Below are 13,907 nucleotides of genomic sequence, written 5' to 3' on the forward strand. Positions count from 1 at the left end.
GCACTACAGGGCGCCGATGCGCTCCGCCGTCGCCTCGGCCGAGCGCACGGCGGCGTCGATGCCCGAGCCGTGGAACGCCGAGCCGGCGAGGAGCACGCCGCTGCCGGCGAGCGCCTGCTCGACCTCCCGGACCCGCGCCGCGTGGGCGGGGGTGGAGACCGGCAGCGCGCTCGGCCAGCGCGAGACCCACGCGCGCTCCGCGGCCCCGCGCACGGGCAGCACGCGCGCGAGCGACGCCTCGGCGCGCGCCGTCCAGGCGGCGTCGTCCAGCGCCTCGAGATCCGCCGGCTCGGGGCGGAAGAAGAGGCGCAGCGCGACGCGGCCGGCCGGGGCGCGGCCCGCGAACTTCGAGGTCGTGAACGTGCACGCGCGGAAGCCGTGCGCCTGGTGAGCGGCGGCGACGATGAAGCCGGTGCCGTCGAGCGGGTGCTCGATCGCGGCGCGCGGGTACGCCAGCGAGACGGTCACGCTGGAGAGCACCTCGGCGTCGCGGAGCGGCCGCGCCGGCTCGCCGAGCAGCGCGGCAGCGCCGGCGGCGCTCGTGGCGATCACCGCCGCGTCGGCGTCGATCGCGCCCCCGCCGGCGAGCGAGAGCCTGAGGCCGCCGCCCGCCCGCGCGAGCGACGCGGCCGCGGCGGAGAGGCGCACGTCCACCCGCCCCCCGTCGACGAGCGCGCGCGCGAGCGTGTCCGTGAGCTGCGCCATCCCGAGGCGGAAGGTCCGGATCCCCTTGCCGAGCTCGTCGCGCGGCACCTGGAAGCCGAGGAACGCCGCCGCCTCGCCCGGCGCGAGCTCGCGCAGCGCGCCGTCGAAGCCGAACGACAGCAGCGTCTCCTGACCGACGAGATCGCCGTCGATGCCGAGCGCGCCCGCGAGCGCGGGGACCGCCTCGCTCCGGGCGATGAACCCCTCGGCGCCGTGCTCCACCACGAAGCCGTCGACCCGCTCGGTCCAGAGCTGCCCGCCGAGCCGCGACGACGCCTCGACGAGCGTCACCCGGTCGCCCGCCGCCGCCCGCCGGAACGCGACGATGCACCCCGCCAGACCGCCCCCGACGATGGCAATACGTCCCATCGCGCCTCTATACCATGAGGTCACGACCAGGTAAGGAATCGGGCCGGCGGCGCGCGGCGCGGCGAAGCGGCCGTGAGCGCTGCCTCAGGCGAGCTGCGACAGGAACTTCCTGAGCTGCTGCGCCTCGACCATCGTCATCACCGGGACGAGCCATGCCTCGAGCGAGGTGGTGTCGCGAAACGCCTTTCGGCTCGAGTTGTGCGCGTCCCGGATCAGCCGCTCGACCTGGAGCCCGAGGATCGCGTTCGTCACCGGCAGCAGGTAGGCCGTCCGGTGCACCGTCGCGTTCTGGACGCGCATCATCTCGAGGAACTTCTCCGCGCTCTCGGGCGCGAGCACGTCGACCTGGAGCAGCTCGATGCACACAACGGCCCCGTGCCGGTTCTGGGTCACGATGCCCTGAATCCGGGCGATGCACGCGTCGACCTCGCCAGCCGGGAGCGGTGATGCGAGCCTCACCTCGATGAGGCGACCGGCTTTGTTGTCAACGGAGTACATGAGCGAAATTAACCCTACCGTAGACGTCTGAGCCAGAGCGCGTCAATCAACGACGAATCCTTGCGGGGTAACCCCGTAGGCGCGCGCACGCCGACGACATTTTTGTCGGTGAGCGCATCAACAGCCGCAAAGCCGCCCGAGACGTGCTCACGCGTCCGACGAGAAGATCACCTTCCCGGCGCGCGCCTCTTCCTCGGAGGCTGCCTCCCGCTCGGCCTCGAGGGCCTTCGCCTCGGTCTCGAGATCGGGGAAGCGGTACCGGATCCCCTCGCCGGTCTCCAGGTCGACGTCGCCGCCGAGCGCGACCACCTCGCGGGTGATCTCCTCCGAGCGCGGCGCCTCGCCCGCCGCGTCCTGCCAGGCCCGCTGGAGCACCTCCTCGGTGATCGGCTCGCGGCCCTGGCTCGCCCCGACGCGGGAGAGGATCGCCCGCAGCACGGCCCGCCGGGCGTTCCGGCGGGCGAGCCGCCGCCGCTTCAGCGGGCGGAGGAGCGCGCGGCCGAGCGGCAGCGCGAAGAGCGCGAGCGAGAAGACGAGCGGCACCACCCCGAGCGCGACCGCCGTCCCCGTGGGGGGCAGCTCCGCCATCGGCACCCCGCGGGCCAGGAGGCCGAGGTTGTCCAGCGTGAGGTGCGCGCCGAGCGCGTAGAGGCTCATCATCAGGTTGAACCCGTTGAGCGCCACGATGAGCGCGTTCACCCCGGCGCCGTTCCCGGTGAGCGGCGGCAGCTCCTCGCGCTTCGCCCAGACCGGCGCCGGCGCCCGCGACGGCACCTCGTCCGCCGTCCGCCGGATCGCCTCGAACCGGTACACGATGCCCCCCTCCTCCGACACGTCGACCGTGCCGTCGTAGTCGAGCATCAGCCGCGCCATCAGCGGGTCCGCCTCGTCGCGCGGCAGCCCCGTCACGCGCATCACGTCCGCGAGCCCGATCCGGCCCCGCTGCGCGCGGATCTCGGCCAGGATGAGCTTCTCGTTCTCCAGCGGATCGCGCGGCGCCGGCGTCGGGCCGAAGAAGAACCGGTTCACCTTCTCGTAGAAGGGCGTCTCGTCCCGGCGCCTGCCGTACGCCCCGCGGCGGTCGTGCGACGACGACCACGGCGGGTCGGCCGTCCACACGAACGGCGAAAAGGGATGGAAGGTCCAGAAGATGGCGTCGAGGACCATGCGGAACAGGAAATAGCCCGCGAACGATCCGGAGAAGCCGCCGTTGTCGCGCGAGTCGCTGTTCGAGCGGGCGAACATCTGGGCGATCAGGATCCCCACGAAGATCACGACGTACGCGATCAGCACGATCGCGATCCACGCGCGCACGACGAAGCGGGCCACGCCGGCGGCGCCGCGGAGGACGGCCCCGAGCGCGCGCTCGAGCCGCGTGCGGGTCTCCCACGGCTTCGTGAAGCCGTGCGGGAAGCGGAAGAGCAGCTCGCCCTCGGACGTCGCCTTGAGGTGCCCGCGGTACTCGCTGACGAGCAGGTGCAGCCCGCTCTCGGCGTCGCGCAGCGGCAGGCCGCTCCTCGCCGACGCGTCGGCGAGCGTCAGATCGCCGGTGTGCCCGCGCAGGGCGGACTTCAGGATGCCGGCGGCGCGGCGCGCTTCCATCAGCTTGGGAGATTTCAGCGTCAACGGTCGATCGCCCCCTGTTTCGCGGCGGCGCTGCCGGCCTCGCTCGCGGCACGGCCGCGCTCGGTGGCACGGCCCCGCCGCGCTCGTTCACGGAGGCGCACGCGCCCCCCTGCTGAGCTTCATGGTGGCGGGCAGGGCTCAGCGCAAAGGCCGCGGCGAGTTTTTTTCGACAGTCAGCCGCCGCTCACGCGGCGTCTCCCGACGTTTCAGCCGCCGCTCACGCGGCTGCAGGGGGCGGGAGCGAGCGCGGCGTGGCGTCGACCATCCGCACCTCCAGGCCGAAGGCGTCGCGCAACATCCCCGCCTTCGCGACGACAGTCCACTCCTCGAGCGCCCGGTCCTCGGCGCCCTGCACCTCGAGCACCAGCGTGTCGCCCTCGATGCGGCCGCTCACCGCCGTGACCTTCGCCCGGTGCTCGCGATCGAGCGCGTCGGCGACGCGGAGGATCGCCGCCATCGCCTTCACCTTGGCGCGCGCGTCGCGCGAGAGCGCGCGGAAGTTGTCGTGGTCCATGCTGGGCGGCGACTTCCGGTGGTAGCGCGCGATGTTCGCGACGATCGCGCGCTCCTCCGGGGTGAGGCCCATCAGATCGCTGTGGATGATGATGTAATGGCTGTGCTTGTGGTGCCCCTCGTAGCGGACGAAGTCGCCGACGTCGTGGAGCAGGGCCGCCGCGCGCAGGAGGATCCGGTCGCGCTGGTCGAGCCGGTGGCGCGGCGCGAGGTCGTCGAAGAGCCGCTCGGCGAAGCGCGCCACGAGCGCGCCGTGCTGCTCGTCGAAGTGGTAGCGGCGGCCGAGCCGCGTGCAGGCGTCGCTGACGGCGGCGGTCTCGCCCCGGAAATCCGGCCCGAGGAAGTGGGCGTGGGCGAGGTCGACGAGCACGCCCTCCTTGAGCCCTACCCCGGGCGCGACGATGAGCGGCTGCGCGAACGCCCGCGCGACGCGGCCGAGGACCGTCGCGGCGGGGACGATCGTGTCGGCGCGATCCGGGCGCAGGCCGTAGATCTGCGCGCGCTCCTCGGGCGTCTTCGCCGCCATCTCGTCGAGCAGGCGGGACATCGCGCCGACGTCGATCGCCCGCCCGTCCGCGGACGGGCTCGGCACGGGGCAGAGGTCCGCGAGCGTCTCGATGTTGCCGCCCGTGCCGACGAGCAGGTCGACCCCAGAGCCCTGGCCGAGCAGCTCCACGATCTCGCGCATCGCCTCGACCATGACGCGGTCGACGTACTCCTCGATGAGCCGCCGGTGCCCCGCGTCCATGGGGCGGCGATCCTCGAGGAAGGTCTCGACCATCCGCACCGTGCCCACGGGGAGCGAGCGCGAGAAGATCGCCTCGCGGCCGCGCAGCAGCGTGAGCTCGGTCGAGCCGCCGCCGATGTCGACGAGCAGCGCGGTCCGCCCGCCGAGCGGGACGCGCTCGCGGACGGCGAGCTGGACCAGGCGCGCCTCCTCGATGCCCTCGATGACCTCGACGTGGACGCCGGCCTCGCGGGCGGCCCGCTCGGCGAAGAGGTCGCCGTTCTGGGCCTCGCGCGCGGCGCTCGTCGCCACGGCGCGGTAGCGGTCGACCTTGGCCGCGTCCATCGCCGTACGGAAGCGCCGGAGCGCCTCGCAGGCGGCCCCGATGACCCCCGACTCAAGCCGGCCCTTGGTGAACACGTCGTGCCCGAGACGCACGGACGCGCGGTCCGCGTGGACGTCGCGGAACGGGTGGAAGCGCGGCGCGCCGGTCGAGCCCGCAGCGAGCGCCGGATCCCGGCCGGCGCCGAACGCCCCGAGCGCCGGCGGGTCGACGTCGACGATGCGAAGCCGTATCGCGTTGGATCCGATGTCGATCGCAGCGAGCCGCGCCATGTCGGCAGAAGTAGCGAAGCTCCGGCCGGTTGGCTACTCTCATGCCCGCTCATGTGGAGGAAGCTTCTTCGCGGGTCGGGGCTCCGCCTTCGCGGTCCCCTTCAGCATCGACCTTCAGAGGACGGGCCCGGTCACGCCCGGGACGCGCGCCGTCCGGTCGCCGGCGCGCGTGATGCGGCGCGCCGCGCGCTCGGGGTCGCGGCCGCGGCGCTCGCGCTCGCCGGCTGCAGCGGCGGCGAGGCGCGCGCGCCGAACCCGACGCGCGCCCTCGACGAGCGCAGGGCGATCGAGGTGATCCGCCGGGCGATGGTGCAGGAGGGCGCGCAGCCGGTGCCCGGGCGCGTGGTCGATCTCGTCAGCGGGCGCAAGGTGCGCATCGACGTCGGCGTGCAGAACCGCTCGTACGGCGTCGTCTACGTGACGGAGGAGGACGCCCAGGCGCTCGGCGCCGCGATCCCGCCCCCGAACGGCCAGGACGAGAGGCTCCGCATCGTCCGCGGCGGGGCGGACGGGGCCATCCGCCTCGTGCTCCTCTACCAGAACAACTACCGCTACGACGACCTGGTCGGCGAGTCGCACGAGCGCACGACGATCAGCGCCGAGCGCCAGCTCACGCGCGACGTGCAGGACTTCATCACGTACGCGCGGACGCAGAAGTTCCAGTGAGCGCGCCGGATCCGGGCGAGAGCAAGGCGCGCAAGAGCGGCGAGGCGCGCGAGGGCCGCGCGCGCGGTGACGCGGACGAGGGCCGCGCGCGCGGTGACGCGGACGAGGGCCGCGCGCGCGGTGACGCGCGCGACGGCGCGCGGCAGCGAGCGCCCCGCGCGCGCCGCCGTGAAGCCGGGAGCGAGGCCGAGACCCGCGCGCGCCGCGCGCTCGGCGGCGGGGGGCTGCTCCTCGTGGCGGGGCTCGCGCTGGTGGGCGTCGGGCCGTCGGACGCGGGCATGGCCCTGACGGTGCTCGCGCTGCTCGTGCTCATCTACGGCATCCACAGCTTCGGCCGGCTGGGGCCGGAGCGGGACGAGCGGGCGCGGGCGCCGTCGCGTTGAGGCTTGCGGAGCGCGGCGGCTTCGAGCAGTCTCCGCCGCCATGCATCGCCCCACGCGTCAGCACCAGCACCTCACCCTCAAAGTCACCCAGAAGCAGGAGCGGAGCACCCAGAGCTCCCGCAAGCCCGGCCGCAAGACCAAGCGCTGGAGCAAGTTCCTCACGCAGTACGCGCCGCTCATCGCCGGCGCCGAGGCGGCCGCGCCCGCCGAGAGCTGAGCGCCTGCCGCGCGGCGCGTTGACAAGCGGCGCGCCCCGCACCCGGCCCGCTCCTCCTACCCGCCCCGCCTCTCCTCCACCCTTACTTTCATTTCACGACAATGTAGCACGCCGGCGCGAGCCGTCTCCGCTCGAGACGGCGGCCGCGCCGTCTCCGCTCGAGATGGCGGCCGCGCCGCCCCTGCGCGACGCGACCGCCGCGCCGCGCTCTCCGTCGCTCGTGCGTTTTCTGTGATGGCGTCGCGCCGATCGCGCCACGTAGCCAAGAGAACACCCCCTCTGGGCGTCTGATACGCGATAGCCAGGCGGCCTGTCATCCACTCCGCGCGAGACAGGCGCGCCGGCGCAGCGCGCGCGTCGAAGCCGGCGCGCGAACAGGCCCACTCCATCTCTCGCGCAAGGAAGGATCCATGGCCGCTCGTCCTGCCTCCCGCGCTGCTCGCGCAGCCGCGTCGATCATGTGCTCCGCCGTCGTCGTCGGGACATCGCTCCTCTCGGGTTGCCTCAGCCGTCCCATCGCACGTCAGGATACGCGAACGACTGGCACCGTCGTCGAGCGGCTCGCCAAGCGCGTCGACAAGATCGATCTCCTGCTGACGATCGACAACTCGGCGTCGATGAAGGACAAGCAGGACATCCTCGCGCTGGCCGTGCCCGACCTCGTCGAGCGCCTGGTCAACCCTCGCTGCATCGACCCGCTCGATCCACTGAGGACCTCCACGCCGACGTCACCGAGCGAGCCCTGTTCGAACGGCATGGAGCGCGAGTTCGAGCCTGTCCTCGACATCCACATCGGCATCATCAGCACGAGCATCGGCGACCACGGCTCGGGCTCGTGCCCGGTGAACACGCACTTCTCGAACAACGACAGGGGGCGCCTCGTCGCCCGGAGCGGCAAGGACGACGACGACCAGGCAGACAACGACCCGCCGACCTACCAGGGCAAGGGGTTCCTCGCCTGGGATCCGGAGCAGAAGCTGAGCCCTGCGGGCGAGTCGATCCTCGACGACGGCGCGGGCCGCGGCCTCGTGCCCACCCTGACGAACATGGTCAGAGGCGTGGCCGACGTCGGGTGCGGCTACGAGTCGCAGCTCGAGAGCTGGTATCGGTTCCTCGCGGACCCCGCGCCGTACGACACGATCAAGGTGGTGGACGGCAAGGCGGTGCGGGAAGGCCTGGACACGACGCTGCTGGACCAGCGCAAGGCGTTCCTGCGGCCGGACTCGCTCCTCGCGATCGTCATGCTGTCGGACGAGAACGACTGTTCCATCCGCGAGGGCGGGAACTCCTACCTGGTGGCGCAGAGGTCCTACAAGGACTCGAACGGGGAGACTCGCCCCTGGCGGATGTTCCGGCCGCGGAAGGAGTGCTCGGAGAAGGGCCCTGACGACCCGTGCTGCAAGTCCTGCTCGTCGAAGAGGGGCGAGTGCCCGGTCGACGAGACCTGCGGCACGGAGAACGCCGTCGCGGTGCTCGACGAGGAGGAGGACCCGATCAACCTGCGCTGCTTCGACCAGAAGCGGCGCTTCGGGGTCGACCTGCTCTACCCGATCGAGCGCTACACCGAGGCGCTCACGCAGCCGACGATCGCGGATCACGAGGGCAACGTCGTGAACAACCCGATCTTCTCGGATCTCGACCCGGACGACGAGCTCACCGCGGTCCGGACGCCGGAGCTCGTGTTCTTCGCGGGCCTCGTGGGCGTCCCCTGGCAGGACATCGCGCGCCAGAACGAGGCCGGCCTGCCCGACCTCAAGGACGGCAAGGACAAGGACGGCAACCCCGTCGGGGGCTTCAAGAGCGCGGAGGAGCTGAGCGCGCCGAACGCCGGACTCTCGAGCACCTGGGACATCATCCTCGGAGATCTCAAGGAGTTCCGTCCTCCGGCGGATCCCCACATGATCGAGTCGCCGGTGCCCCGCGAGGGCCAGAACCCGATCACCGGCACGCGCATCGCCAGCCCCGACTCGCCGGACGGCGCCAACGAGATCAACGGCCACGAGTGGAACCCCAAGGCGGATTTCGGCGACCTCCAGTTCGCCTGCACCTTCCGGCTCCGGGAGCCCACGACCGGCGGGGACTGCAAGCCTGATGGGGCCGACCGGAACAGCCCGCTGTGCGAGGACAACGCCGACGGCACCGACAGCGAGCGTCAGGTCATGGCGAAGGCCTATCCGGGCCTGCGGCAGCTCGCGCTCGTCCGGGATCTCGGGGAGCAGGGCATCGTCGGCTCGGTGTGCCCGGCGCAGACGGAGAAGTCAGGGCCGGGCGACTCCGACTTCGGCTACCGGCCGGCGATCGGCGCGATCGTCGATCGGCTGAAGACGAGGCTCGGCGGGCAGTGCCTGCCCCGCGCGCTCCAGCCCGACACGAACGGACAGGTGAGCTGCCTGGTCCTGGAGGCGCGCAGCGCGCCCGAGGGCCAGTGCGGCTGCGGCGAGCGCGCGGCGCGGCGGGAGGTGCCCTCGCAGCACCGCATGGCGAAGCAGATGGTGCTGGACGATCCGGTCGCGGAGGCGAACGGCTGGAACTGCGTGTGCGAGGTCGAGCAGCTCAGCGATCCCGACGAGCTCGAGGCGTGCCAGGACACGGTGCCGCCGGCGCCGGTCGAGGCGGGCGGGGAGCGGGTGGACGGGTGGTGCTATGTCGACCCGCGGCTCGGCCTGGGCCGGGAGGAGGTCGTCGCCAAGTGCCCGTCCACGGAGCGCCGGCAGATCCGGTTCACCGGCGAGGGGGAAGCGCTGGACGGCGCGACGCAGTTCGTCATCTGCTCCGGCGACACGGCCAAGCAGTAGCGCGGCGCGCGCCCCCGGAGCCCGTCGTCGGTCTCGCGAGGGGAAGCGCTCGAACCACAGAGAGATTGAACCACGGAGGCACAGAGGGCACAGAGGATAGAGAGGATTCGCTGTATTCTTGTTCCCTCCTCTGTGCTCTCTGAGCCTCTGTGGTTCAATCTCTCTCGTGAACCAGGGATGCGTCGCCTGGTCGACAGGGCACCGCGGTGAAGGGGTGGCGCCACGTCAGCCGCGTGCGGCGTCCGCGAGGATGACGTCGGCGGCCTTCTCGGCGATCATGAAGATCGCGCTGACGATGAAGAACCCGGGGATCCGCGGGAAGACCGACGCGTCGACGACGCGCAGCCCCTGGGTCCCGTGGACCCGGAAATCGCCGGTGAGGACGCCGCCTTGCTCCGGAGATCCGATCGGACAGGTGCACGACGCGTGGTGGCCCCACGCGTTGTCGCGGACGAAGGTCCTGAGCTCCTCGTCCGACTGGAGATGCTCGCCAGGGAGCTCCTCCTGGGCGATGAGCTTCTCCTGCTTGAGGCGCGCCGTCATGCGACGGACGAACCGGATGCCCGCGACCATCGAGTCCAGGTCCTCTCCGGCCTTGTCGTCGCCCTCCTCGAAATAGCGGAAGTTGATCTCCGGGGTGTCGCGCGGATCCGCCGAGCGCAGCGTCACCGCGCCGGCCCGGTTCTGCGTGTGCGCCTTGAGGATCGCCCACGTGAGGTAGTTGAGGTGCCTCGGGAACTCCGCCGAGTAGCCAGGGAAATAGCCGTAGAACTTCCCCAGGAGGGCGAAGTAGAAGAGGTCCGGCAGCGGCCTTTCAGGGGCGGATCGGTTGATGATCGCCAGCACCGCGGCGTTGGTCGTGTAGGTGCCGGTCCGCGTGGCGGCCCACTGCTGGTAGTGCCGGTCGTCGGTGCTGAAGCGGGCGCCTTCGAGAACGTCCCAGTGGTCGAAGTTCATGCGGTGGACCACGCCCACCTCGTACCGGTCCTGCAGGTTCTTGCCGACGCCCGGCAGGTCGACGCGCACCTCGATGCCGTGGCGCTCCAGGGCGTCGCGCGGGCCGACGCCGGAGAGCATGAGCAGCTGCGGCGTGTTGAACGCGCCGCCCGACAGGATCACCTCGCGCGACGCGCGCGCCGTGCGTCGCTCGCCGTCCTCGGCCGCGGGGCTGCTGCCGGCGCGGTAGAGCCGGGCGCCCTTCTGGTACTCGACGCCGACGGCCCGGTTCTGCTCGTCGAACAGCACGCGCGTGACAAGCGCGTCGAGCTCGATCTTGAGGCGATCGGGGTAGCGCCGCGCCACGTCGAGGACGCGCTCGCGGGGGCCCATCCGCTGATGGTTGCGGGTCGTGAGCGGGATGTAGCGCACCCCCGCCGCGCTCTCCTCCACGGACCGCCAGTCGTTGGGATCGGCCTTGCTCTCGAGCACGCTGTGCACCCGCTCGATGGGCGTGTTGACGTCGTGGGACGCCCAGTGCGCCGAGTCGAGGATGAACCGCACCAGATCCCTGTCCCGCAGCCCGGCCCTCGGGATCGCCTTCTCGGTGTGCAGCCAGCCGCGGAACCCGTGCCGCGTCCTGTTGATCCCGAGGTAGCTGAGCAGCCGGTGCAGCGGCCGATGATGGCAGTTCTCCAGGCGCTCGAAGTAGCCGCGCATGCTGTCCGCCCGCCACGAGGGATCGCCGGTGAGCTCGGCGATGTGATCCCAGTCGGCGTTGTGCGGGTAGACCAGGATCATGGCGTGGTGCGCGGTGCAGCCGCCCAGCGTCCCTGCGCGCGGGTAGAGCACGCCGCGCGTCGGCTTGCCTCGCCAGCTCTCGCGGTACTTGTCGTCGCGTCGCTGCTGCTTCTCGTCCTCGTAATGGCGCACGAAGAAGTCCCACCGGAGCGCCTCGTTCTCCGACGCCATGGGGTGGAACACGGGCACGTCATAGTCGTCGGGCAGGCGGTTCTTGTCGGGCTCGAAGGCGTCGCCGCCCGAGAGCTCGCGCGGGTCGCCCCCGGCCTCGAGCAGGACCACTGTGTGTCCCGCCTCGGCCAGGCGCGCCGCGACAGTCCCGCCGCCGGCCCCCGAGCCGACGACCACATACTCGCAGTCGATCCGAGCACCTCGCTGACCGATCATGTCCCCCTCCTCCTCTCGCCGCGCGCGGAGGCCCGGCCGCAGTGAGCCGGGCCGCCGCGCGGCCGTGTGGCCGCCTCTCTGCCAGGGTCGCTAGAGCGTCTTCAGGAACTCGATCAGCGCCCGCTTGTCCTCGTCGGTCAGCTCACGCTCCTGGGTGAAGTACGAGCTGCCGAAGTAATGGCCGCGGTTGACAACGAAGTCGGGACACTGACTGAGCTCGAGCAGGGGCTCGGTGAGGTCCATGAACACCCGGCGCGCCTCCTCGTCGCTCGCGTCTTCAGGCAAGGCCTTCAGATCGCGCTTGATCTTGAGCAGCACGGCGAGGAGCTTCTCGCCGTGAGCGAGGCGCTCCGCAGGATCGGCGCTCTCCGACCTCAAGGCCAGGTTGGCCAGCAGGTTCACCGGCGTGTCCTCGGGGATGGGGCCGATCTCGATCCCTCCCTCGCCCACCAGCCAGGGCGCGACGCGCTCGATCGGGCCGAGGAGCGGCCGCAGCCGCTCGGGCAGGTAGCCCGCGGGCACCCGGAGATAGCTCCTCGCGTTCGTGCGGTCGATGACGCCCGGCACCTTGTCGCCGAGGACGCGGTCCTTCTCGCGCTTCTCGGGCCAGAGCATCTTCTCGATCGCGTCCTGGAAGGACTCCATCCTGGCCTCGACCGAGGGGCTCGACTTGAACTTGCCCACGGTGTTGTTCAGGAGGAACGGCGCCGTCGACCACAGGCTGATCAGCGAGGGTACGCGCGTGTAGCCCCTGCCGCCGCCCGGCATCTCGAACTGGCGCGGCTCGCCGGTGACCGGGTTGTGCACCGTGATCGTGCCGACGGCCGGCAGCTCCTTGTACGAGTGGGACGAGAAATCCTCCCAGATGTTCCCCTTGAGCGCGTTCGTCGCGAGCGGGCTGCAGGCGTTGGTCTCGAGCAGCGTGACGGGGATGCGCAGATCGCTGGACAGGTAGTTGCCCTCGAGGAAATCGTCCTTGAGGACGATCTCCCGCATCTCCTTCTTGAACTCGTCGGTCTTCGTCCACGCCCAGTAGTCGTTGAAGCAGGTGAGGTACTTCGGGCCGGCGCAGCCGCTCGGATCCAGCCCCGCCGCTCGGGCGGGGAGCTTGCTCGAGTGGCACCGCGCGCAGCGCTCGGCGAAGACCTCCTTGCCGCGCGTGAGCTGCGCCGCGTCGGCGGTCATGTACCTCGCGCCCCCCGGCGCGTCCTTGAGCTTGTGCGGCGCGGTGCTCTGGAGGAAGAACAGGGCCGTATCGAGCGTCTGCCGCTCGGTCGCCTGCCAGTACGCCGAGTTCTTCTGCGCGACCGAGATCTGGATGGGGGAGATGGGCTTGCCGCCGATGAGCGGGTTGAAGTGCAGGAGCCACTCCTCGCTGAACTCGCCGATGTTCAGGTACACGCGGTTGAGCGAGCCGAGCGCGCCGACGGCGTCGGAGCCGTCCTTGAGCACGCGCGGCGCCCAGACCGTGGCAGGCGCCTTGAAGAACTGCGTCAGCGGTCCCTTCTTCACGAAGTCGTTGAACTGCTTGTTGTTCAGCTCGCCGCCGTCCAGCCGCTCCTTGCCCCAGCGTCTGGCCTGCTGCAGCCGCGGGCCGAACTCGTAAAGGGCGTTCATCGTGCGCGGGTTGGTGATGTAGTCCGTGGAGACGAGCGAGGTGTCCAGCGACCCCGGCCGCGACGCGTGGAACACCTGGTACGGGAAGCTCGTCTCATCGGCGTCCCAGGTGAAGACCCGGTCCCACCAGAAATACTGGGCGCCGACGGTGGAGCTGAGGTTCTCCCACCTCGGATTCTCGGGATCGGCGGGCGGATTGGTCGGGCTCGGGCCGACGTGGCAGAACCCGCACGACATGCCGATGCGGTAGGGCCTCACCAGATCCCTGGAGTAGTAATAGCTCGGATCCTCGTAATAGCGCACCGGATCCCACTTCTTCTTCGCCTCCTCGTCGAAGTCGGGGTTGGGAAAGAGCCGCAGGCCGACGATGCCTGTCGCGTACCCGTAATAGGAGCCGACCGGGACGGTCTCGCCGCGGGCGCCGATGTCCACGCCCGGGTACTTCGCCTCGTTCTCGAACGGATCCGGCGGGCAGTCAGCGCGCCGCCTGTCCAGCCATAATCCGAAGCGCTCCGGATCGGGGCCCGTGGCCTTCTCGAAGCAGGGCTCGTTGACCAGGCCGAGCCAATTCCAGCGGTTGTCGCGGCTGAACTTGAGCTTCGGATGGGACGAGACGGTCTTCAGGAAGTCGAGGTTGCCCTTGCTGCGCGCCGAGATCGTGTCCCAGAAGCGGTCGTTGCCCGCCGACCACACGATCCATGTGTTGCGCCCCTTGACCTCGTCCGGGGTCAGGGAGACGCCGCCATCCATGTCGTGGAAATAGTCCTCGTCCGCGGCGGGGAACGTGGCGGCGTCCCGGCCTGCGAGGCGCGCTTCGTCGAGGACTTCCCCCGGCCGCGGCGCGGGCTTCTTGCAGCCCGCGAGGGCCAGGAGGCAACTCGTCAGCAGGACGCCGCGCGAGCTCATGAGATCCGTCTTTGTAGCCATCGTCCTTCCCCTTCAACAACGGAACACCACCCGGATTCACCGACGAGATCGGCAGACCTCCGCGCCAAATCGGAGACCGACCACGAACTCCAGGACAACCGGGGATCTTGCGGCGTTCGCGCGGA

10 protein-coding genes are annotated in these 13,907 nt (G+C 71.1%); 4 read left to right on the forward strand and 6 right to left on the reverse strand.

Translation table 11 applies throughout. The annotated features are described in order from the left end of the window. Nucleotides 1-3: 3 nt before the first annotated feature. From WMF42_RS29245 to WMF42_RS29260, 4 genes are all read right to left on the reverse strand, one after another. Nucleotides 4-1,074 carry a protoporphyrinogen/coproporphyrinogen oxidase gene (locus WMF42_RS29245; RefSeq protein WP_437686175.1) on the reverse strand — a complete coding sequence of 357 codons (1,071 nt, stop codon included), beginning with the start codon at nt 1,072-1,074 and terminating at the stop codon, nt 4-6. 84 nt (nt 1,075-1,158) lie between these two features. After that, on the reverse strand, nt 1,159-1,572 hold the full coding sequence (locus tag WMF42_RS29250; protein WP_061612429.1) for a hypothetical protein: 414 nt from the start codon (nt 1,570-1,572) through the stop codon (nt 1,159-1,161). 147 nt (nt 1,573-1,719) lie between these two features. Then, complete coding sequence (locus WMF42_RS29255; RefSeq protein WP_233562531.1) at nt 1,720-3,198, reverse strand: hypothetical protein; 1,479 nt, start codon at nt 3,196-3,198, stop codon at nt 1,720-1,722. A gap of 217 nt (nt 3,199-3,415) precedes the next feature. Then, nucleotides 3,416-5,053, reverse strand: coding sequence for a Ppx/GppA phosphatase family protein (locus WMF42_RS29260; RefSeq protein WP_061612427.1), 1,638 nt, complete (start codon nt 5,051-5,053; stop codon nt 3,416-3,418). 51 nt (nt 5,054-5,104) lie between these two features. On the opposite strand from WMF42_RS29260, the gene WMF42_RS29265 reads away from it, so the two are divergent. From WMF42_RS29265 to WMF42_RS29280, 4 genes are all read left to right on the forward strand, one after another. Continuing rightward, on the forward strand, nt 5,105-5,719 hold the full coding sequence (locus WMF42_RS29265) for a hypothetical protein (RefSeq protein WP_061612426.1): 615 nt from the start codon (nt 5,105-5,107) through the stop codon (nt 5,717-5,719). Further along, entirely contained in the window at nt 5,716-6,102 is a 387-nt protein-coding gene (locus tag WMF42_RS29270) for a hypothetical protein (RefSeq protein WP_437686176.1), read from the forward strand. The genes WMF42_RS29265 and WMF42_RS29270 overlap by 4 nt, the downstream gene beginning before the upstream one ends. Nucleotides 6,103-6,142: 40 nt before the next feature. Continuing rightward, nucleotides 6,143-6,319, forward strand: coding sequence for a hypothetical protein (locus tag WMF42_RS29275; protein ID WP_199694381.1), 177 nt, complete (start codon nt 6,143-6,145; stop codon nt 6,317-6,319). Between the two features lie 410 nt (nt 6,320-6,729). After that, on the forward strand, nt 6,730-9,114 hold the full coding sequence (locus WMF42_RS29280) for a hypothetical protein (RefSeq protein WP_061612727.1): 2,385 nt from the start codon (nt 6,730-6,732) through the stop codon (nt 9,112-9,114). Nucleotides 9,115-9,339: 225 nt separating this feature from the next. Here WMF42_RS29280 and WMF42_RS29285 read toward each other — a convergent pair whose 3' ends face one another. Next, the gene (locus WMF42_RS29285) at nt 9,340-11,238 is read right to left on the reverse strand and encodes a GMC family oxidoreductase (protein WP_437686177.1); all 1,899 of its coding nucleotides are present in this window, start codon (nt 11,236-11,238) and stop codon (nt 9,340-9,342) included. A 90-nt stretch (nt 11,239-11,328) separates the two neighbouring features. Then, nucleotides 11,329-13,761, reverse strand: a complete 2,433-nt coding sequence (locus WMF42_RS29290) for a hypothetical protein (RefSeq protein ID WP_437694365.1) — start codon at nt 13,759-13,761, stop codon at nt 11,329-11,331. Nucleotides 13,762-13,907: the final 146 nt, after the last annotated feature.

This window comes from Sorangium sp. So ce176 (assembly GCF_051519835.1).
Lineage (GTDB): Bacteria > Myxococcota_A > Polyangia > Polyangiales > Polyangiaceae > Sorangium > Sorangium cellulosum_G.